The sequence below is a fragment of the Pseudomonas sp. C8002 genome (assembly GCF_013385765.1).
Lineage (GTDB): Bacteria > Pseudomonadota > Gammaproteobacteria > Pseudomonadales > Pseudomonadaceae > Aquipseudomonas.
The window spans coordinates 68,611-88,839 of record NZ_JACAPJ010000016.1 but is presented as its reverse complement, the minus strand read 5'-3'; the positions used below and the strand labels follow the sequence as shown (position 1 = coordinate 88,839).

At 62.1% G+C, this 20,229-nt stretch carries 16 protein-coding genes and 2 pseudogenes; 6 read left to right on the top strand and 12 right to left on the bottom strand.

The window, feature by feature from the left end:
* Positions 1-81: 81 nt before the first annotated feature.
* From HX814_RS22585 to HX814_RS22575, 3 genes are read right to left on the bottom strand one after another with little or no spacing between them, the layout of a single operon-like run.
* On the bottom strand, positions 82-1,179 hold the full coding sequence (locus HX814_RS22585) for a DUF1513 domain-containing protein (RefSeq protein ID WP_087694475.1): 1,098 nt from the start codon (positions 1,177-1,179) through the stop codon (positions 82-84).
* Between the two features lie 2 nt (positions 1,180-1,181).
* On the bottom strand, positions 1,182-2,246 hold the full coding sequence (locus tag HX814_RS22580; protein WP_008435517.1) for an imelysin family protein: 1,065 nt from the start codon (positions 2,244-2,246) through the stop codon (positions 1,182-1,184).
* 31 nt (positions 2,247-2,277) lie between these two features.
* Complete coding sequence (locus HX814_RS22575) at positions 2,278-3,705, bottom strand: di-heme oxidoredictase family protein (protein ID WP_008435515.1); 1,428 nt, start codon at positions 3,703-3,705, stop codon at positions 2,278-2,280.
* A 139-nt stretch (positions 3,706-3,844) separates the two neighbouring features.
* Between HX814_RS22575 and HX814_RS22570 the strand changes: the two genes are divergently transcribed.
* Positions 3,845-4,408 carry an NAD(P)H nitroreductase gene (locus tag HX814_RS22570; protein ID WP_087694472.1) on the top strand — a complete coding sequence of 188 codons (564 nt, stop codon included), beginning with the start codon at positions 3,845-3,847 and terminating at the stop codon, positions 4,406-4,408.
* Between the two features lie 149 nt (positions 4,409-4,557).
* On the opposite strand, the gene HX814_RS31770 is transcribed toward HX814_RS22570, so the two are convergent.
* From HX814_RS31770 to gap, 8 genes and pseudogenes are all read right to left on the bottom strand, one after another.
* The gene (locus HX814_RS31770; RefSeq protein ID WP_371103562.1) at positions 4,558-5,313 is read right to left on the bottom strand and encodes a methyl-accepting chemotaxis protein; all 756 of its coding nucleotides are present in this window, start codon (positions 5,311-5,313) and stop codon (positions 4,558-4,560) included.
* A 102-nt stretch (positions 5,314-5,415) separates the two neighbouring features.
* Positions 5,416-6,555, bottom strand: a pseudogene (locus HX814_RS31765) (HAMP domain-containing protein); the annotation flags it as partial.
* Between the two features lie 264 nt (positions 6,556-6,819).
* Entirely contained in the window at positions 6,820-7,221 is a 402-nt protein-coding gene (locus HX814_RS22560) for a YbaN family protein (RefSeq protein ID WP_008435511.1), read from the bottom strand.
* Positions 7,222-7,391: 170 nt separating this feature from the next.
* Positions 7,392-8,000, bottom strand: a complete 609-nt coding sequence (locus HX814_RS22555; protein WP_003214109.1) for a biliverdin-producing heme oxygenase — start codon at positions 7,998-8,000, stop codon at positions 7,392-7,394.
* Positions 8,001-8,131: 131 nt separating this feature from the next.
* Positions 8,132-10,711: a TonB-dependent receptor gene (locus HX814_RS22550; RefSeq protein ID WP_177009670.1), complete on the bottom strand. Its 2,580-nt coding sequence runs from the start codon at positions 10,709-10,711 to the stop codon at positions 8,132-8,134.
* A 117-nt stretch (positions 10,712-10,828) separates the two neighbouring features.
* On the bottom strand, positions 10,829-11,797 hold the full coding sequence (locus HX814_RS22545) for a FecR domain-containing protein (RefSeq protein WP_087694633.1): 969 nt from the start codon (positions 11,795-11,797) through the stop codon (positions 10,829-10,831).
* A gap of 61 nt (positions 11,798-11,858) precedes the next feature.
* Positions 11,859-12,377: an RNA polymerase sigma factor gene (locus tag HX814_RS22540; protein ID WP_003214115.1), complete on the bottom strand. Its 519-nt coding sequence runs from the start codon at positions 12,375-12,377 to the stop codon at positions 11,859-11,861.
* 184 nt (positions 12,378-12,561) lie between these two features.
* Entirely contained in the window at positions 12,562-13,563 is a 1,002-nt protein-coding gene (gap, locus tag HX814_RS22535; protein WP_003214117.1) for a type I glyceraldehyde-3-phosphate dehydrogenase, read from the bottom strand.
* Between the two features lie 221 nt (positions 13,564-13,784).
* On the opposite strand from gap, the gene edd reads away from it, so the two are divergent.
* The 5 genes and pseudogenes from edd to HX814_RS31760 form a co-directional block, all read left to right on the top strand.
* Positions 13,785-15,611, top strand: coding sequence for a phosphogluconate dehydratase (gene edd, locus HX814_RS22530; protein ID WP_177015429.1), 1,827 nt, complete (start codon positions 13,785-13,787; stop codon positions 15,609-15,611).
* The gene (locus HX814_RS22525) at positions 15,608-16,564 is read left to right on the top strand and encodes a glucokinase (protein ID WP_003214122.1); all 957 of its coding nucleotides are present in this window, start codon (positions 15,608-15,610) and stop codon (positions 16,562-16,564) included. Before edd ends, HX814_RS22525 begins: the two co-directional genes overlap by 4 nt.
* Positions 16,565-16,718: 154 nt before the next feature.
* On the top strand, positions 16,719-17,450 hold the full coding sequence (locus tag HX814_RS22520) for a response regulator (RefSeq protein ID WP_003214124.1): 732 nt from the start codon (positions 16,719-16,721) through the stop codon (positions 17,448-17,450).
* Positions 17,440-18,909 carry an ATP-binding protein gene (locus tag HX814_RS22515; protein WP_087694634.1) on the top strand — a complete coding sequence of 490 codons (1,470 nt, stop codon included), beginning with the start codon at positions 17,440-17,442 and terminating at the stop codon, positions 18,907-18,909. The genes HX814_RS22520 and HX814_RS22515 overlap by 11 nt, the downstream gene beginning before the upstream one ends.
* 21 nt (positions 18,910-18,930) lie before the next feature.
* Positions 18,931-19,032: pseudogene (locus HX814_RS31760) on the top strand (N-acetyltransferase); the annotation flags it as partial.
* 29 nt (positions 19,033-19,061) lie between these two features.
* Here the strand turns inward: HX814_RS31760 and HX814_RS22510 are convergent.
* Positions 19,062-19,991: an AraC family transcriptional regulator gene (locus HX814_RS22510; protein ID WP_177009671.1), complete on the bottom strand. Its 930-nt coding sequence runs from the start codon at positions 19,989-19,991 to the stop codon at positions 19,062-19,064.
* Positions 19,992-20,229: the final 238 nt, after the last annotated feature.

Below are 20,229 nucleotides of genomic sequence, written 5' to 3'. Positions count from 1 at the left end.
TTCAAAAGTGAGCCGCTGTAAAAGCGGAACCAATAGCGGCCATAACCGCAGCAACGGATATGCCCCCAATCAGCCCCCCAATCAAACCAGATGCAGATGGTTATCCCAAAGCCCCGCCGGCAACTCCAGCGGCTTGCCCACCAACGGCACCTGCCGACAATCATAAAACCGGCAACGCCCCTGCCCGGAAGTCACCACAAACCCGTCAGCCACCGCACCCACCCCGGCACAATCCGGCAACGGCCCGTCCAGCAGCAACTGCGCGCTGTCCATGTTCCAGATAAAGAACCGATTCCCCCGAGGCGCCGTCAGCGCCACCAGCCGCAACTCACTGTGCACCGCAACGCTGGCCGTGTAATGCCCCATGGCCTGCAACTGCTCATCCGCCACCGGAAACGCCACAAACGCCTGCCCCGGCCGCTTGATCGCCAGCAACTCCGACCGCTCATGGGAAGGCCCCATGAATTGCTGCCCCGCGAGGATCGTCCCGTCGCTGGCAATCCCCATATGCCGCACACTGTTCATCTGCTGGCCCAGGGTCTCCTTGCTCAACAGCGTCCCGTCGCGCTTCATCAGGACCAGGCTCGGCTCCATGGCATTCAGGTTCATCTCCACCCGGCTCTCAGCCTCAGTGCGAATCCCGCCGTTAGCCACCACCAGCGTCTCGCCATCAGGCATCCACGACACCTGGTGCGGCCCGATCCCATGGGTGGAAATCTCCCCGGTGTGCACCAGCCGCTCACCCTCGAACCGGTATACACCCAGCAAACCGCGACCCGGGTCAGACGTGTCGTTCTCTGTGGCATACAACCACTCGCCATCCTTGTGCACCACCGCATGCCCGTAAAAGTGGCGATTGGCCTTGGAGGTGATGGTTTGCAGCAGCGCCCCGTCCCGCAAGTCGATCAGGTAACTCTCGGTGCCCGGCCGGCGGGCGACAAACAGCGCAATCGGCAGCGTCGGGTGGTTGATGATGTCGTGGCAGCGCTGGCCGACCTCGGTGGCAAATACCTGCTTGCCGTCCAGGCGAAAGCCGACGGCGTAGTGCCTGCCATCACTGTCATCCCGCGCCGAGAGCAGCAGCGGGCTTTTGCCCTTCTGCTTGAACAGCGTCCAGCCGCCCAAAGTGATCGCACTGAGCAGCACGCTGCCGAGGGCCAAAGCCTGTCGCCTGAGCATCATCAGTCACCGTCGTTGGCGTTAAAGCCCAGTTGGATGCCCAGCGCCTTGGCCAGCTCGCCTTCGTGCAGGCGGTGGACGACGTTGAGGCTGTCGTAGATATCGTTGAGTTGCTGGCGCCCGGCATCGTCGGCCAGCAGTTCATTCAGCGTACGCTGGTTGCTGGCGAAGAGTTTCAGGGAGGCGGCATACGCGGCGTCGATCTTGTCAGCCAATGGCTTTTGATCGGCAGGCAACAGGCCGCGCAGGCCTTTGTTGTCGACGCCGACCCAGACGGTCTGGGCGGCAGCCAGGCTGGCTTCCAGGCTTTGCAGGGACGACTGGCTGCGCCACGCATCGGCCTGGAACGGTTGCGGGATGCCCTTGGTCTGGCGGCCCATCGGGGTGCCGAGTTTTTTCTTCAGGGTGTCCAGCGCAGTCACTTGAACCCGCAGCAGGTCGGCGATGGCTTCGTGGGAATCGGCGTAGCGCTGGTTAGGAAACTTGGTCATCTGCGCCAGCATGCCGTCGGTGCTGTTCCAGCTCGACAGGATCTCTTCGGCCAGCAGTTTCTGGCGCTCGCCGATGGCTACCAGCAACGGGCAGTAGCGGGCTTTTTGCGTCTCGTCCGCCAGATCGGTCTTGGCGTCGTAGAGGATGTATTCGTAGGCCGACAGGCCCTGCACCACGACGCTGGATTTGGCCAGGGCGGCGGCGTCGATCTGTGGTTGGGCGGTCACCAGTTGCTCGACTTGACGACCCACCAGGTTTTTCTTGTCCGGCCAGAACTGCACCTGCCACGAGCGGTTGCCCTCGGCCAGCGGGCCGATCAGCAGCGGTTGCAACTCGGCCCAGGCCTTTTGCGCGTGCAGGAAGTCGGCGCGGGCGGTCTCCAGGCTTTCCTTGCCCTGGCAGTAGGCCAGGGCGCTGACGGCCAGTTGGCGGTCGGCTTCAACCCAGCGGCTGTAGGTCGGCAGGATCACTTGCTTGGCGATGGCCGCCGAGGTCACCGCTTGCGGGTCCTGGGGCGAGCACGCACCGAGGGCGAGGGCGGCCAGGCTGGTGAACAACAACTTGGGACGGAACATGTCGAGCTCCCTTCTGTAATTAGGACAAAGCTTATAAAGAATTCAGGAATGCCAGCAACGCTGCGCGCTGTTCGGCATTAAAAGACAACACATGCTGCTGCGCCGCCTGGGCTTCACCGCCGTGCCACAGCACGGCCTCCATCAGGTTGCGGGCGCGGCCGTCATGCAAGAACTGGGTGTGGCCACTGACGGCTTGCGTCAGGCCAATGCCCCACAACGGCGGCGTACGCCAGTCGCGGCCACTGGCCTTGAATTCGCTGCGGTTGTCGGCGAGGCCGTCGCCCATGTCGTGCAGCAGCAAGTCGCTGTAGGGGCGAATCACCTGGTTAGCCAATTCAGGTTCGGCGGCGGTGGGCGCTGTGGTGAATTGCGGGGTGTGGCAGCCCTGGCAACCGGCCTGGTAGAACAGGTTTTTCCCGGCCAGCACTTGCGGTGCGTTGACGTCGCGGCGGGCGGGGACGGCCAGGTTGCGGGTGTAGAACAGCACCAGGCGCAGGATGTTGTCGCTGACCTCAGGCTCGCCATCCGGGCCATTGCCGTTGGGCGCCTGTTTGCAGGCCACTTGTGCATCGGTGCAGTCATCGAACGGTCTCAGGGAGGTGGTCAGGCCCATATCACCAGAGAACGCGTGAACATTTTGTTGATTGAGGTTCGGTTGCCCGGCTTTCCAGCCAAATCGACCGAGTACGGTCTTGTGTTGCGCGTCGTCCCAGACCCAATTCGCCCGCCCGACAATGGCTTCCTTGTCGGCGGTTTTCGGGTCGGTGTTGCGCAGGATGTCGGCGTCGGGGATCGCTTCGAGCAGCCCCAGGCCGATCATCGGCGGTGCAACCCGCGCGGAGAAGCGCGTGTCGGGGTGCATCGGCCCATAACCGAGCTGGGTGATTTGCAGGGCCGGCTTGCGCAATTCGACCACGGTGCCGTCCTTGAAGCGGACGTTGACCGGTGTGTAGTCGACCCGCACCTTGCCCTCCGGGGCGACGCCGGGCACGGCCATGTCCTGCAATTGCCCACCGTAGACCGGCTCGGGGACTACACCCAGTTGCTCGATGACCTTCGCATAGGGCGGCGCATCGGGAATCGACAGGCGTACCAGCATCGACACCGCGTTGGGCGCATCGGGCAATGGCGGATGCCCACGGCCATCCTTGATATGGCAGTTCTGGCAGGCATTGGTATTGAACAGCGGCCCCAGCCCGTCGCGGGCAGTGGTGGTGGACGGGGCAATCACCCAGGGGCTGCGAAAGAAACTGTTGCCGACGCTGAAGTCCAGGCGCCGGGTGGGCGACAGGTTGGCCGAGGGCAGGGAGAAGGCGTTCTGGTCGGTCTTCCTCACCGTGGTCGCGCCACCGGCACGCGCTTCACCAGGCTCGGCCTTGGTGAATCGCGGGGCGTCATCGCAGGCACTCAGGCTCAAGGCCATCAACAGTGCAGACAGGCGAAGGGGCGAACGGGACATCAGTCTTCCTGAACGTAGGCTGAAAATAAGGCCGCAAAGTCTAACAGGGCAGGGCGGATTGAATAAGAGCAATTATCGTTTGGTGGTATCCGATTCATTCCCGCTAGAATGACCGCACATTTTTCTCTGGAGGTGGCCAATGCAGGCTCTCGACGCTTTGCTCAACCGTGTTTCCGTGCCGCGACTGCTGGACCCGGCACCGACCCAGGAGCAGCGCGACCTGCTGTTCGCCGCTGCCATGCGCGCGCCCGACCACGGCCAACTGCGCCCTTGGCGCTTCCTGACGGTGGAGGGTGCGGCACGTGAGCGCATGGGCACCCTGCTGGCCGAAGCCGCCCGCCTGCAGGACGCCGACGCGCCCCAGGCCGTGATCGACAAGGCGCAGAACGGCCCGCTGCGGGCGCCGTTGGTGGTGGTGGTGATTGCCCGCCTGCAGGAACATTTCAAAGTGCCAAAATCCGAGCAGCTGCTGGCGGCGGCCTGTGCGGCCCACGGGATTCTGCTGGCGGCGTACGCCCAGGGGATCGGCGCGGTGTGGCGCACCGGTGAGTTGTCGTACTCGGCCCATGTCGCCAAAGGCCTCGGGCTGAAGGCGGATGAGGAAGTGATTGGCTTCCTCTACCTGGGCACCCCACAAAACCCGCCGCGTACGGCCCCGAAAGAAGACCTCGCGCCGTTTGTGGCGGCCTGGACGGGTCAATAAGGCACCGCGACTCTAAATGTGGACGGGCTTGTGTGGGAGCGGGCTTGCTCGCGAATGCGGTGTGTCAGTCAATACATGTCCCGACTGATCCACCGTATTCGCGGGCAAGCCCGCTCCCACATTGGGTGCTTACTGGCTTCAAGCCCGGGTCAAACCCGAAACTGATCCATCAGCTTCATCTGCTGGCTGGCCAGGGCATTGAGCTGGCTGCTGATGGCCGCCGATTCGGTGGCCTGGCCGGTCAGGGTTTCGGTCACTGTGCGGATCGCCGAGACGTTGCGGTTGACCTCCTCGGCCACCGCACTTTGCTGCTCGGCGGCGCTGGCGATTTGCAGGTTCATGTCGCTGATCACCGTTACCGCATCGCTGATCTTGCCCAGGGCCTGCACCGCCTGATGAATCTGCCCGGCGTTGTTCTGCGCCTGGGTCTGGCTCGAATGCATGGTCGCCACCACTCCACGGGTGCCAGTCTGGATGCGTTCGATCACCAGGCGAATCTCCTCCACTGAATCCTGGGTGCGCTTGGCCAGGTTGCGCACCTCGTCGGCCACCACCGCAAAACCGCGCCCGCTTTCCCCGGCTCGCGCCGCTTCAATCGCAGCGTTCAGGGCCAGCAGGTTGGTCTGTTCGGCGATGCTGCGGATCACTTCCAGTACCGAACCGATCTGCTCGCTGTTCACCGCCAGGGCTTCGACTTCGGTAACGGCCTTGCTGACTTCTTCGGCCAGGGTGGTGATGTCGCGGGTGCTGCGTTCAATGATCTGCATGCCTTCGCGGGCTGACTGGTCGGCGCCGCGGGCCGCGCTGGCGGCGTTGGAGGCGCTGTTGGCCACGTCGTGGGCGGTGGCGCTCATTTCATTCGAGGCGGTGGCCACCTGGTCGATCTCACGGAACTGCACCTGCATGCCTTCGCTGGTCTGGCGCGCGATTGCCGAGGACTGGTCGGCGGTGCCACGGGCTTCGGTGATGCTTTGCTTGATCTGCGCGATGGTCGGCTGCAGCTTGTCGAGGAAGCGGTTGAACCAGTTCACCAGTTCCCCCAGTTCATCCTTTTTCGTGTAGGCCAGGCGCTGGGTGAGGTCACCGTCGCCGCTGGCGATTTCCTTGAGCATGGCGGCTACGCTGTTGATTGGCCGGGTCACGCCGGTGGCAGCCAGCCAGATCAGCAACAGTCCCAGCAGGCCGGCGGCTGCGCCTACCAGCAACGCCTTGAAAGTGTCGCTGGCCTGGGCCTTGTCGAGCACCGCCTGGAGTTTGAGCGAGTCTGCCAGCAGCACTTGTTTGGGCAGCTTGATTACCACGCCCCAGGATTTGGCGTCGGCAATCGGTTTGACCGGGTACACGGCGCGAATCGTGCCGTCTTCCTCGCGGATCTTGCGGGTATCGCTGGCCAACAGCTGCACGATTTCCTTGCCTTCGGCGCCAAGGGTGTCGATCAGGTTTTTGCCGACTTTGGCGGGTTCACCGCTGTAGCCGGCGATCAGCCCGGTGCTGGAGATGATCTCCAGGTGCCCGGCGCCGTCGAACAGCTCTTTCTGCACCGCGTCGGTCGCGGCTTGCAGGGTGTTGAGGGCGAGGTCGACACCCACCACGCCGATCACTTTGCCGTCGACCAGCAGCGGCAGGGAAATGGTGGTCATCAACACCGGCTTGCCGGCTACGGTGTCTTCATACGGGTCCAGCAGGCAGGTGTTTTTTGTGTCTCGTGGGCAGGTGTACCAGATGTTGTAGGGCGTGCCGCTGAGGTTGAGGGTGGTCTTGGTCAGGTCATCCTCGACCATCACGGTGTTCAGGCCTTCACCGCCGGCGCGGCTCCAGTAGCTGGAAAAGCGGCCTTTTTCGTTGGACACACGGGCGGCATCATTGACGAATTCACTGTCTTTGCCATCGAGAGCGTTGGGCTCGAATGACAGCCAGATGCCGAGCACCTTGGTGTTGCGGTCGAAGGCGGTTTTCAGGCTGTGGTTGAGTTCTTCACGCAAGGCCCCGGCATCCAGCGAGCGCTTGGCGGCCAGAGTGCGCAGGTCCTTGATCTGGTCGGCGAGGGCGGTCACCACCAACAGGCTTTCACCGAAGGTCTTTTGCAGTTGTACTGCTTGTTCGGCGGCCTTGGCCTGCAGCAGGTTCTGCACACTGTCGGTGAGCATTCGCGAGCTTGAATCGCTGATGAGTTCGTCGTTCTGGTTGGTCTGGTACAGGTTCATGCCGACCACTAGGGCGATCACCCCCAGCAGGCACAGACCGGACAACAGCACGATTTTCAAGCGAATGGAGAGGGTGTCGAACATAGAAGTACCCGCGAATGGACTTATTAGTATGCAAGCTCACGCGAGTCCATTCGGCGCTATGCCCGGAACATCGGCTTGGGCCGGCAGTTCATGAGCGGGAGCCGATGAGCGGTAGTCAGGGTGTCAGGTGGGTTGCGGGAGACGTTCCGGTCGCGACCAGATCCACAGGTTGCCCATGCTCATTCCGGCGATGGCCAGGTAAATCGGCCAGCCGTGGTCGAGCATCACCAGCATCAGGCCGGCGCACAGCAGCATGCTCACGGTGGCGCTGACTTTGGCCCGGCGGGCGATGATCTTGCCATTGCGCCAATTGAACAGGATCGGCCCGAACAGCCGGTGGTTTTCCAGCCAGGCACTCAGGCGCGGCGAGCTTTTGGTGGCGGCCCAGGCGGCCAGCAGGATGAACTCGGTGGTGGGCAAGCCCGGTACCACAATCGCAATCAAGCCGATGCCCAGGCTGACGTAGGCCAGCAGGCCGAACAGGACGCGGGCGATTTTGGATGAGGATTGGGTTTTGCCGGTCATGGGTGCGGTTTGCATGGATGGATTTACGAAGGATTCAAAGTGAAACCGGATCAAAATGTGGGAGCGGGCTTGCTCGCGAATGCGGTGGTTCAGTCACCAGATATATTGACTGATCCACCGCATTCGCGAGCAAGCCCGCTCCCACATTTGATTGCATTCCAATCAGGGAATCAGGCCAGCTCAGGGGCGCTAGCGTACGCCTGTTCCAGCAACACGGTGAAGCGCACGAACGCATCAATCGCGCCTTTCTCCACTTCAGCTTCTTCTTCAGCGGTGAATTCCAGTGCGTCGAGGGTGCGGGTGAAGCGCTTCCAGCCTTCAGCGCGACCCCCCGCAGGCTCGCCCAGGTGACGGGCACCGAAGGTTTCGCTCAAACCCAGGCCCACGGCACGCTTGATCAGGAACGCGGCGCCCAGCTTGGAGCCTTCGGACACGAACAGCCAGCCCAAGGCTTCGGCCTTGCTCGGGTTTTTCACGGCGCCGGCGACCGGGGCCGGTACTTCGGTGTCCAGGTCGCCCAGGTCCAGCTTGGCCGCTTCGGCACGGCAGCGTTCAGCGAGGTCAGGGACGATCTTGATCAACTCGGCATCGTTGTACAGCGCCACCAGCTCCGACTGGAACAGGTATTGCGCGACCACGAAGCGGGCGAAGTTGGCCTGGGTTTCAAACGGTGCATGGGCCTTCACCAACGCATCGAGCTTGGTGTGCGGTTCGTTGGTGATCTGGTTCAGGCGCTGGGAGCGCAGGGCTGCACGTTCTGCGGTAGGGGAGGCGGTCATCGGGGAGTCCTTGAGAAGAGAAAGCGTCTGGTTGCCAGGCTGTTATGAACTAGACGAACCAGAAGACGCGTCACAGTAAAAAATCCTCACCCCGGCGCAGATTAAATCGCGCCGGGGTGAGGCTCCATGGATCAGATGTCCCAGATCAGATTGATCGCAAAGTTGCGGCCCGGCTGGGTCAGGCGGTCGAGGTTGGCCGGGCCGGTCACACCGGCTTCGCCGACGCTGTCGTAGCTGCGCACGTCATCCCAGTTCCAGTATTTCTTGTCCGTCAGGTTGTACAGGCCGCCGTTGATGGTCACGTCGTTGGTGACCTTGTAGAAGCCGGTCAGGTCGACGATGCCAAAACCCGGGGTCTTGAACGGGCCGTTGGCGCTGTTGCCGTCAGGGGCGAAGAAGGTGGTGCTGTCGACGCGGTCCTGTTTCTTGACCAGGGTCCAGCTGACCAGGGCACCGTAGTTCTGCTGGTCATAGCCCAGGCCGAACACGCCCTTGAGCGGGTTGACGCTGTTCAACGGTTCGCCGTTGTCGTCATTGCGCCCGTAGGTGTAGGCAATCGAGCCTTGGGTATACAGGCCCTGCGGTGCGCCGAATGCGTCGAGGCTCAAGCGGCCCTTGGCCTCCACGCCCTTGATGGTGGCGTGCTTGATGTTGTTGGCTTCGAACTGCTGGACGGTGCCACCGGCAACCGAGGCATCTTCGTCGATGAAATCACGGTACTTGTTGTAGTACACCGCCACATCAAACGAGCCCGAGTCGAAGTTGCCGCGAATCCCGGTTTCGACGCCCCGGCTGCTTTCCGGCTTGAGGTCCGGGTTGGGTTCGACGGTGTAGCCCTGCTGCAGGTTTTCAAAGCGGCCATACAAGGCCTTGGCCGATGGCGTGCGATAGCCTTCGGCGTATTGGCCGAACCAGGTGTATTGCTCGGTCAGGGCATAAGTGATGCCGAATTTTGGCGTTACACGGTGCCAGTTCTTTTCCGAATCGCTGTGGTCGTAGATGCGTGTCGGGTCAACGGTATTGAGGAATTCCTGGGTCAGCTTGGGTTTGAGCTGGATGTAGTCGTACCGTACGCTGGGCAGGAAGGTCCACTTGTCCCAGGCAATCTGGTCCTGGGCAAACAGCGCGTAGGAGTTGATGGTCGGGTCGGGGAAGTCGCTGGCTTTTTTCACGCTGTCGGCGGCCGACGGGCTTGGTGCACCGATGGCGGTGCAGCCTGCGCCGACCGCCAGGCAGGTCGCGGCGCCTTCACGGGAACCGGTGACTTTCTGCTGTTTGAGGGTGGTGCCGTAGGTCACGACATGGTCGGTTTCGCCGATGCTGAAAGCCTTGTCCAACTGCGCGTCGAATACCCACTGCTTCTCTTCGTACAGGGTCTCGCGGGTGCGCAATACCTTGCGCGATGGCTGGTAGATTTCTGCGGTGGTCTGGTCGGTCTTGGCGATCTGGTAGTTGAGGCTGGTCTTGATGTGATCGGCAATCGGCGAGTCGAGGGCGAACTTGTTTTCGATGCCGAAGCGTTCTCGGGTGATGGTGTCGTTGCCCGTGCGGCCGCGGTAGAAGTTGAAGCCCTGGCCACCGACAAACGGGCCACCCACTGCGTTTTTCAGGTTGGTGTCGCGATCGTCCTTGAACTTCTCGTAGGTCAGGCCCAGGCGGTTCTCTTCGCCGTAGTTCCAGCCCAGTTTGGCCAGCACGTTGGTGGTGCGCGCATCTTCCGGGTTGGCGCCGGTGCGCGCCAGGCCGGTGGCGTTATTGCCGTCGTAGGATTCCATCTCGTGACCGTTGCGCTGGCTCAGGTGCAGCAAGCCGTCGAAGTCCTGCACGCGACCGGCGACGGTGCCGGAGGTCAGCCAGCTCTCGTCGGCGGAGCTGTAGCCGGTCTTCAGGCGCGCGCCGTAGTCCTGGCCGGGCTTGATGATGTCGTTGGGGTCGAGGGTGAAATAGCTCACCGCGCCGCCGATGGCGCTGCTGCCGTACAAGGCCGAGGCCGGGCCGCGCAGGATTTCCACGCGCTTGACGATTTCCGGGTCGACGTAGTTGCGGCGGGTCTTGGCGTAGGGGCCGTTGAAGAAGTTGTCGGGGACTTCGACGCCGTCCACCTGGGTCAGGATGCGGTCGCCGTCGATCCCGCGAATGTTGTAGCCGGCATTGCCGGAGCGGGTGCCGGCACCGCCCACCGAAACACCTGGCTCATAACGCACCAGTTCGCGGATGGTGTTGACGTTCTGGCGGTCCAGTTCTTCGCGGTCGTGCACGGTCACGGTGCTGGGCACGCTGTCCACGGCCTGTTCCTGGCGGGTGGCACTGATGGTCATCTGTTGCAGGGTGATGGCGCCGACGGCGACGCGTTTTTCCAGCACGATGTTGTTGTTGCCCAGTTTGCGATAGCCCAGGTTGGTCCCCACCAACAGCCGGTCCAGGGCTTTATCCGCCGGCAATGAGCCGCGCACGCCAGGGGACGACACACCCTGGCCCAGCTCGGCGGGCAGGCCGACTTGCCAGCCGGTCACCGCGGTGAAGGCGTTCAGCGCCGAGACCAGAGATTGCTGCTCGATGCTGAAGCTGTAGTTGCCCTGGCTGCGGCTGGCAGGCTCGGCGGCGGTGGCGGCCATGACGGGCGCACCGGCCAACAGGATTGCGGCCGTCAGCAGCGACAAGCCCTGGCGGCGAACGGGCGAAGAGGACCGGCGGTTGAAACGAGACGACATCGAGAGCGCTCCGGAAGGTACGAATCTTATAGTTGCGCACTGAATCAAATAGGAATCAGTTGCATTGGCTATAACGAGACGTATCGTCGCTGGCTATCGAGTAAAAATAATTCTCATTTAGTTCAGGATCACCAGCGCCGGGTATTCCGAGAGCTTGGCCGAGGTGATGTGGGCCAGGGAGCGCACCACGTCGAGCGGTTGGTCGAGCCGGTAATTGCCGGTGACGGCCACGCTGGCCAGCCTGTCGTTGTTGTTGACGATCCAGCCGGGGTAGTAGCGACGCAATTCGGCGAGCACTTCGCTCATCGGGCAGTTTTCGAAGATCAGCCGGCCGTCGACCCAGGCCAGGTCCTTGGTGGTGTCGAGTTTGGCCGGTTGGCCGAAGCCCTTGGGCCCGATGCGGATACTTTCACCGGCGCTCAGGCGCACCCGCGCGTCGTCAAACGTGTTGCTCAGGTCGACATCACCGCGCTGTACCTGAACCTGGGCTTCACCGTTCAAGTAGCGCACCGCGAAAGAGGTGTCCCTCACGCTGGCGCGCACCGGGCCGGCGTCGATTTCCAGGGGCAGGCCACGGCTGGGCAGCACTTCGAAAAACGCCTCGCCCTGATACAGGCGGGCGATGCGCTGGTGGTCCTTGATGCTGCTGGAGAAGGCTGAATTGGTGTTGAGCAACACTTTCGAGCCATCGTCCAGCTGCAGGCGCTGGCGCTCGCCCACCACGGTCAGATGGTCGGCCTGCAGGCGCATAGGCAGGTTGCTGAAGCTGAACAGGCCCAGCAGCAACACGGCGGCAGTGGCCAGGGGCTTCCAGTGCGGTTTGATACGGCGCCAGGCGCTGGGTTTGCGTGGCGCATTCAGGGCGACGGCAGCGCTGTGAACCGGCGCGCCGCCCCAGGCGGTCTGGGCCTTGATGAAGGCTTCGGCGTTTAACGGGTCGTTGGCGAGCCAGGCTTCAAATTCCGCTTGCTGCCCAGGTTGCGGGCACTGCAAGGCGATCAGCCAGTCGAGGGCTTGGTCCATGGCCGCGTCTTGCAACACCTCATGAGCCAGCTCATGGGGGTGCCGTTTATTCGGTTCCGTCACGGTGTTCCTCGGGTCTTCGCCACGTTTTAATCAATAGTCCTACAGACTGTGCCGACAAAGCTTAAGGGCGATCCAGTCTTTCGGCCACACCTATGCAGATGGCCATGATCAGTTTCAGTTCCTTCTGCACGGTGCTCAGGGACACGTCGAGCTTGTCGGCGATCTCCTGATAGCTGCAACCGTGCAGGCGGCTGAGGATGAATATCTGCTGCTGGCGGGCGCTCAACTGGCCGAGGCTGACACTCAGGTGCTCGAGCAATTGCTCGGCCTGTGTCGCGTCTTCGGGGGTGCTGACGGGGGAGGCGACGCTTTGCAGGACGTCCAGCGGGACATCTTCCTGCAGGGTGCGGGCCTGAATCCTGCGGGCGCGCAGGTGGTCCAGCGCCAGGTTGCGCGCCGTCTGGTAGACAAAGGGTTCGAGGTGGTCGATCGGCCGTTCGCTCAGGGCCCGGGTAACGCGCAGGTAGGTTTCCTGCAACAGGTCCTCGGCGGTGCTGTGGTTATTCACCATCCGCTGCAAGGTGCGCAGCAAAATCACCCGTTGGGTGAGGAAGACTTGGTTGAAACGAGATTGGCTCACAGTGATACCAGACCGATTTGCAGCGAATGATAATGCTTATCATCAACGCAAATGGCAAGTGGCACTTTGGATTACTGTAGGAGCGAGCTTGCTCGCGAAGGGCGTCAACGATATCGCTGGCATCCTGAATAAACGCGGTGGTTTTGCGTTTTTCGCGAGCAAGCTCGCTCCTACAGGCCGAGCATTACTCGGCGTTGCACAGCGCCAGGCAGTTATCCAGCATGCGGTTCGAGAAGCCCCACTCGTTGTCGTACCAGGCCAGCACTTTCAGCAGTTTGCCGCTGACTTTGGTGTGATTGGCGTCGAAGATCGACGACAGCGGGTTATGGTTGAAGTCACTGGAAACCAGCGGCAGGGTGTTGTAGCCGAGGATTTTCGAGTGCTGGCTGGCTTCTTTCAGCAGCGCGTTGACCTGCTCGGCACTGGCTTCTTTTTTCAGTTGCACGGTGAGGTCCACCAGCGACACGTTGATCACCGGTACACGCACGGCCATGCCGGTCAGCTTGCCTGCCAGTTCCGGCAGCACCAGGCCCACGGCTTCGGCAGCGCCGGTCTTGCTCGGGATCATGTTCTGGGTGGCCGAGCGCGCGCGGTACGGGTCGGTGTGGTAGACGTCGGTCAGGTTCTGGTCGTTGGTGTAGGCGTGGATGGTGGTCATCAGGCCGCTTTCGATGCCCAGCTCGCGGTGCAGCACCTGGGCCACGGGCGCCAGGCAGTTGGTGGTGCAGGAAGCGTTGGAGATGATCTGGTGGGATTGACGCAAAATGTCATGGTTTACCCCGTACACCACGGTGGCATCGGCGCCCTTGGCCGGGGCCGAGATGATTACCTTGCGCGCGCCGGCGGTAATATGGGCGGCGGCCTTGTCACGGTCGGTGAACAGACCGGTGCATTCGAACACCACGTCCACCTTGTGGGCAGCCCACGGCAGGTCGGCCGGGTTGCGAATGGCACTCACGGCAATCCGGTCACCGTTCACGGTCAGGCTTTCCTGATCATGAGCGACCTCTGCGTCGAAAGTACCGTGGACGGTGTCGTATTTAAGCAGGTGGGCATTGATCGAGCTGTCGCCGAGATCGTTGATGGCGACGATCTGCAAATCCTGACGGTAGCCTTGGGTATAAAGTGCGCGCAGGACATTACGGCCAATACGGCCAAAACCATTGATAGCGATACGTAGAGTCATTGGAAGGTGCCTGTCGTCGATTTGTTGTAAGAATTACAAGATTATTCGCATAAAAATAGAAAACAAGCCTTTTTAGTGGCAATATTTTGTTCAATCTACAACGAGTGACCTGAATCAACTGGTCCGATTGGTCAAGCAACACCCTGCCAACCTCTTCGCGGCGGGCTTTTGACCAGCATAGACACTCAGGTCGCCACATCCGTTAGCCTGGAGTTCTATACATGCATCCCCGCGTACTTGAGGTCACCGAACGGCTTATCGCCCGCAGCCGTGCAACCCGTGAGGCATACCTTGCGCTCATTCGCGGCGCTGCCAGCGACGGCCCGATGCGCGGCAAGCTGCAATGCGCCAACTTTGCCCACGGCGTGGCCGGGTGTGGCACCGAAGACAAAAACAGCCTGCGCATGATGAACGCCGCCAACGTGGCAATTGTTTCGTCATATAACGACATGCTGTCGGCCCACCAGCCATACGAACATTTCCCCGAGCAAATCAAAAAGGCCCTGCGTGAAGTCGGCTCCGTGGGCCAGTTCGCCGGCGGTACCCCCGCCATGTGCGACGGCGTGACCCAGGGCGAGCCAGGCATGGAGCTCAGCCTGCTGAGCCGCGAAGTGATTGCCATGTCCACGGCGGTAGCGCTGTCCCATAACATGTTCGACGCCGCGCTGATGCTGGGTATCTGCGACAAGATCGTCCCCGGCCTGATGATGGGCGCCCTGCGCTACGGCCACCTGCCGATGATCTTCGTACCGGGCGGCCCGATGCCGTCGGGGATCTCCAACAAACAGAAAGCCGACGTGCGCCAGCGCTACGCCGAAGGCAAGGCCACCCGCGAAGAGCTGCTGGAATCGGAAATGAAGTCCTACCACAGCCCGGGCACCTGCACCTTCTACGGCACCGCCAACACCAACCAGTTGCTGATGGAAGTCATGGGCCTGCACCTGCCGGGCGCCTCGTTCGTCAACCCGTACACGCCGCTGCGTGACGCCCTGACCCGCGAAGCCGCGCACCAGGTCACGCGCCTGACCAAGGCCAACGGCAGCTTCACGCCGATCGGCGAGATCGTCGACGAGAAATCCATCGTCAACTCCATCATCGCCCTCAACGCCACGGGTGGGTCCACCAACCACACCCTGCACATGCCGGCCATCGCCATGTCGGCGGGCATCATCCTGACTTGGGATGACATGGCCGACCTCTCCGAAGTGGTGCCGACCCTGTCCCACGTGTATCCAAACGGCAAGGCCGACATCAACCACTTCCAGGCGGCGGGAGGCATGTCGTTCCTGATCCGCGAACTGCTGGAAGCCGGCCTGCTGCACAACGACGTCAACACCGTGGCCGGTCATGGCCTGAGCCGCTACACCCAGGAACCGTTCCTGGTGGACGGCGAGCTGGTATGGCGTGAAGGCCCGATCGAAAGCCTCGACGAAACCATCCTGCGTCCCGTGGCCCGTGCGTTTTCTCCGGAAGGCGGCCTGCGGGTGATGGAAGGCAACCTTGGCCGGGGTGTGATGAAGGTCTCCGCCGTGGCCCTCGAACATCAAATCGTCGAAGCCCCGGCCGTGGTGTTCCAGGACCAGCAAGACCTGGCCGACGCGTTCAAGGCCGGTGAGTTGGAAAAAGACTTCGTTGCAGTGATGCGTTTCCAGGGCCCGCGCTCCAACGGCATGCCGGAATTGCACAAGATGACCCCGTTCCTCGGCGTGTTGCAGGATCGTGGCTTCAAAGTGGCGTTGGTAACAGACGGGCGCATGTCCGGCGCGTCGGGTAAGATTCCCGCCGCGATTCACGTCAACCCCGAAGCCCAGAGCGGCGGGCCACTGGCACGTGTGCGCGATGGCGATATCATTCGCGTGGATGGCGTCAAAGGCACCTTGGAGCTTAAGGTGGACGCCGAAGAATTTGCCGCGCGCGCGCCTGCCACGGGCCTTCTGGGCAATAACGTGGGGGGCGGTCGCGAGTTGTTTGCGTTCATGCGTTTGGCTGCAAGCTCCGCAGAGCAGGGCGCCAGCGCCTTTACCTCTGCCTTGGAGACACTTAAGTGAAGCTAGCGCTGGTCGGTGATATCGGTGGTACCAACGCCCGTTTTGCGTTGTGGCGGGATCAGGAGCTGCATTCGATCCGCGTCCATGCGACGGCGGATCATGCCAGCCCGGAAGAGGCGATCCAGGTCTATCTGAAGGAAGAAGGCCTGGCCATCGGCTCGATTGGCGCGGTGTGCCTGTCGGTCGCGGGGCCGGTGAGTGGAGATGAATTTAAATTCACCAACAATCACTGGCGCCTGAGCAAGACTGCGTTCTGCAAGACCTTGCAGGTGGACGAGCTGCTGCTGGTGAATGATTTCTCGGCCATGGCCCTGGGCATGACCCGCCTGAAGCCCGACGAATTCCGCGTGGTGTGCGAAGGCACGCCGGAGCCGTTGCGCCCTGCGGTGGTGATCGGCCCGGGCACCGGCCTGGGCGTGGGCACCTTGCTCGACCTCGGCCATGGCCGTTGGGCGGCATTGCCGGGGGAGGGCGGCCATGTCGACCTGCCCGTGAGCAGCCCGCGTGAAGCCCAGCTGTGGCAGCACATCTACAATGAGATCGGCCATGTCAGCGCTGAAACTGCCTTGAGCGGTGGCGGTTTGCCCAGGTTGTACCGGGCGATCTGCGCGGTGGACGGTCACGAGGCGGTACTGGAAACTCCCGAAGCCATCACTGCCGCTGGCCTGGCGGGTGACCCGATAGCCCTGGAAGTGCTGGACCAGTTCAGTATCTGGCTGGGCCGCGTTGCCGGTAACAACGTGCTGACCACCGGCGGTCGTGGTGGCGTGTACATCGTGGGTGGGGTGATCCCGCGCTTTGCCGATTTCTTTATCAAGAGTGGTTTTGCCAGGAGTTTTGGCGACAAGGGCTGCATGAGCGACTACTTCAAAGGCATTCCGGTGTGGCTGGTGACGGCACCGTACTCAGGGTTGACAGGTGCTGGTGTGGCGCTTGAGCAGGCATTTGCGTAGGCAGTGATGGCCTCTTCGCGAGCAAGCCCGCTCCCACATTCAATCCCATTCCAACTGGATGAATGAGGTGGAATGTGGGAGCGGGCTTGCTCGCGAAGGCGGCCTCAAGGGCAACAAATGACTTAAGCTTGGCCATAACAACAAGGAGGACCCCGTGAGCGTAATCAGTAAATCCATTCTCCTGGTCGACGACGACCAGGAAATCCGCGAGTTGCTGCAAACCTACCTCAGCCGCGCCGGTTTCCAGGTGCGCGGCGTGCCGGATGGCGCGGGGTTCCGCCAGGCGATGAACGAAGCCCCGTGCGACCTGGTGATCCTTGATGTGATGCTGCCGGACGAAGACGGTTTCAGCCTCTGCCGCTGGATCCGCCAGCACCCGCGCCAGGCGCAGGTGCCGATCATCATGCTCACCGCCAGTTCCGACGAAGCCGACCGCGTGATCGGCCTGGAGCTGGGTGCCGACGATTACATCGGCAAACCCTTCAGCCCCCGTGAGTTGCAGGCCCGTATCAAGGCCTTGTTGCGGCGCTGCCAGTTTGGCCAGGAGCGCAGCGGCGGCGAGGTGCTGGTGTTTGGCGAGTGGCGCCTGGACATGGTCAGCCACCGGCTGTTCCACGTCGACGGCGAGGAAGTGATTCTTTCCGGCGCCGATTTTGCCCTGCTCAAACTGTTCCTCGATCACCCCCAGCAAATCCTCGACCGCGACACCATCGGCAACGCCACCCGTGGCCGCGACCTGATGCCCCTGGACCGGATTGTCGACATGGCCGTCAGCCGTCTGCGCCAACGCCTGCGCGACACCGAAAAACCACCCCGGCTGATCCGCACCGTGCGCGGCAGTGGCTATCAATTGGCAGCCAGCGTGGTTGCCGGCAATGCCCACTGAGCGCCTGCGTGAACTGCGCCGGCGCATCCCGGTACCGCGTTCGCTGCTGGGGCGGATGTTACTGCTGACCCTGTTGGCGGTGCTGTTTGCCCAGGCGTTGTCCAGCGTGATCTGGGTCTCGCAATTGCGCGCTACCCAGCTTGAAGGCCTGGTAACCGCCGCCCGCAGCCTGGCGCATTCGATGACCGCCAGCGTCAGTTATTTCCGCTCGTTGCCGGTGGCCTTCCGGCCGTTGGTACTGGACCAGTTGCGCAGCATGGGCGGTACCCGGTTTGTGGTGACGCTCAACGACAAGCCCCTGGACATGGCGGTATTGCCGGAAACCCCGCGCAAGCATGCAGTGCTCGGTGCTGTCGAAGAAGTGTTGCGCCAGACCCTGGGCAGCGACGTGCATGTTTCGGTGGAGTTCGTCAGCGCCGAAGACCTGCGCATCTTCAACGCCGGCTTGAAACTCGATGAATTGCCGCGCTCCTGGGCGCATTACGCGTTGACCCTGGAACCGGTGAATCCGCCGGTGTTGGTCACCCAGATCCAGCTGGCACAGGGCGAATGGCTCTACATTGCCTCCTTACTGCCCGAACCCTATACCAGCCTCGAAGAACAAGGCCTGCCATACCAGCAGGTGTGGTTTATCGTGCTCACCAGCGGCTTCCTGCTGCTGTTTATCGGCCTGCTGGTGCACTGGCAAAGCCGTCCACTCAAGCGCCTGGCGAGGGCGGCGCGGGACATGTCCCTGGGCGCCGACGTGGAGCCGGTGGCTGAAGGCGGCGGCAGCGAAGTGGTGGAAGTAGGCCGCGCGTTCAATGCCATGCGCGAACGCATCAGCCGTTACCTGACCGAACGCAGCCAGCTGTTCAGCGCCATTTCCCACGACCTGCGCACACCCATCACACGCCTGCGGTTGCGGGTGGAGTTGCTGGAAGACGAGAACCTGCAAACCAAGTTCGGCCGCGACCTGGATGAACTTGAGTTGCTGGTCAAAGGCGCGCTGCAGTGTGTGAAAGACACCGACATTCACGAAAACATCGAACCGGTGGACCTCAACCACGTACTCGACTGCCTGGTGGAGCCGTACCTGGCGCCCAACGGCAATGGGCGCGTGACCCAACATGGTCGGGCACTTACGACATACCCGGGCAAGCCGCTGGCGCTCAAGCGCTGCATCGGCAACCTGATCGACAACGCGTTGAAGTACGGACAGAACGCGCATTTGCATATTGAAGACGATGGCGCGGAGTTCATCCTCCACGTCGACGACGAAGGCCCGGGCGTGCCGGAACAGCGCCTGGAGCAGGTCTTCGAACCGCACTTCCGCCTGGCCGGGCAGCAACAGGGTTACGGCCTGGGCCTGGGCATCGCCCGCAACATTGCCCACAGCCATGGCGGTGAAGTGAGTTTGCAGAATCTGCGGGAGGGCGGTTTGCGGGTGACCTTGCAACTGCCTCGTGGCCTGGATTGAACGCCACCAATACCGCAGCTGATTGAGTACTTGTGGCGAGGGAGCTTGCTCCCGTTGGGGCGCGAAGCGGCCCCAAAAGATGGGACTGCTGCGCAGTCCAACGGGAGCAAGCTCCCTCGCCACACTAGTCGTATCCGGCGTTATAACCGTGGTTAGACGCTCTGGCGCAACCTGGCCAGATCCCGCAACGGCGGCGCACCAAACAGCCGGCTGTATTCGCGGCTGAACTGCGATGGGCTCTCATAGCCCACCCGATACCCCGCCGCCGAGGCTTCCAGGCCCTCGGCGATCATCAGCCGCCGAGCCTCCTGCAAACGCAGTTGCTTCTGGTACTGCAACGGGCTCATGGCGGTCATCGCCTTGAAGCGGTGGTGCAAGGTCGAGACGCTGAGGTTCACTTCCTTGGCCAGGTCATCAATGCGCAGGGGCTGTTCGTAGTTGCCGTTCAACCAGGTGATCGCCTGGCTCACCCGATGGCTCTGACTGTTGGCGACGGCAATTTCATACAGCCGATAGCCCTGTGGACCACGCAACAGGCGATAGAGAATTTCCCGATTGATCAGCGGCGCGAGCATTGCGATGTCTTTCGGTGTGTCGAGCAATCGGGTCAGGCGCAGCACGGCGTCCAGTAACTGGTTGTCCAGGCGGTCGACATACATCCCTCGGGAGGTCGGGCGCGGGGGCACGCCCATCGGCCCGGCTTCGGCAATCAGTGCGGTGATCTGTGCCGGGTCGATATTCACCCGAATCGACAGGTTGGGGTCTTCCGGCGTGGCATCAAGGATGCGCCCGGCCACCGGCATCGCTACCGAAAACACCAGGTAATTGAGCGGGTCATAGGCGAAGACTTCATCCGCCAAACGCACTTCCTTGCGACCCTGGGCGAGGATGCACAGTGCGGGTTCCACCAGCACCGGCGTGAATTCACGCGGGGAGTTATGACGGTTGAGATACAGCGACGTGATCGCCGTGCCGTAGGAACCATCCTCCCAGGTATGCCGGCGAACGATGCCGGCGAGTTCTGCGCGCTGCTTTTCCATATCGGCGTCGAGGGGGTTGGAGCGAAGTTCGGGCGACGACATGGGACATCCTCTGGTGCTTTGACGATGGGCACAGCTTAAGGGCGGTTTTGCAAAAAGCGGTATTTCGATTCTGCACAATCCTTGCCTGATCCTGCGAAAAATCGTGAATCAGGCAAGCCGGGGCCTGTCATGCCCCTGAAATACGGCAGTCATGCCGGGAATAAACTTCGCATGCCGATTGCTATACCTACGCATCTCGCAGGATTGTGCAATAAGCCAGCAGGAATTGACTAACCGC

Excerpts from the sequence above, each read along its gene's own strand:
- HX814_RS22585 (WP_087694475.1), bottom strand. The coding sequence starts at position 1,179 with ATGCTCAGGCGACAGGCTTTGGCCCTCGGCAGCGTGCTGCTCAGTGCG.
- HX814_RS22580 (WP_008435517.1), bottom strand. The coding sequence starts at position 2,246 with ATGTTCCGTCCCAAGTTGTTGTTCACCAGCCTGGCCGCCCTCGCCCTC.
- HX814_RS22575 (WP_008435515.1), bottom strand. The coding sequence starts at position 3,705 with ATGTCCCGTTCGCCCCTTCGCCTGTCTGCACTGTTGATGGCCTTGAGC.
- HX814_RS22570 (WP_087694472.1), top strand. The coding sequence starts at position 3,845 with ATGCAGGCTCTCGACGCTTTGCTCAACCGTGTTTCCGTGCCGCGACTG.
- HX814_RS31770 (WP_371103562.1), bottom strand. The coding sequence starts at position 5,313 with ATGCAGGTGCAGTTCCGTGAGATCGACCAGGTGGCCACCGCCTCGAAT.
- HX814_RS22560 (WP_008435511.1), bottom strand. The coding sequence starts at position 7,221 with ATGACCGGCAAAACCCAATCCTCATCCAAAATCGCCCGCGTCCTGTTC.
- HX814_RS22555 (WP_003214109.1), bottom strand. The coding sequence starts at position 8,000 with ATGACCGCCTCCCCTACCGCAGAACGTGCAGCCCTGCGCTCCCAGCGC.
- HX814_RS22550 (WP_177009670.1), bottom strand. The coding sequence starts at position 10,711 with ATGTCGTCTCGTTTCAACCGCCGGTCCTCTTCGCCCGTTCGCCGCCAG.
- gap (WP_003214117.1), bottom strand. The coding sequence starts at position 13,563 with ATGACTCTACGTATCGCTATCAATGGTTTTGGCCGTATTGGCCGTAAT.
- edd (WP_177015429.1), top strand. The coding sequence starts at position 13,785 with ATGCATCCCCGCGTACTTGAGGTCACCGAACGGCTTATCGCCCGCAGC.
- HX814_RS22515 (WP_087694634.1), top strand. The coding sequence starts at position 17,440 with ATGCCCACTGAGCGCCTGCGTGAACTGCGCCGGCGCATCCCGGTACCG.
- HX814_RS22510 (WP_177009671.1), bottom strand. The coding sequence starts at position 19,991 with ATGTCGTCGCCCGAACTTCGCTCCAACCCCCTCGACGCCGATATGGAA.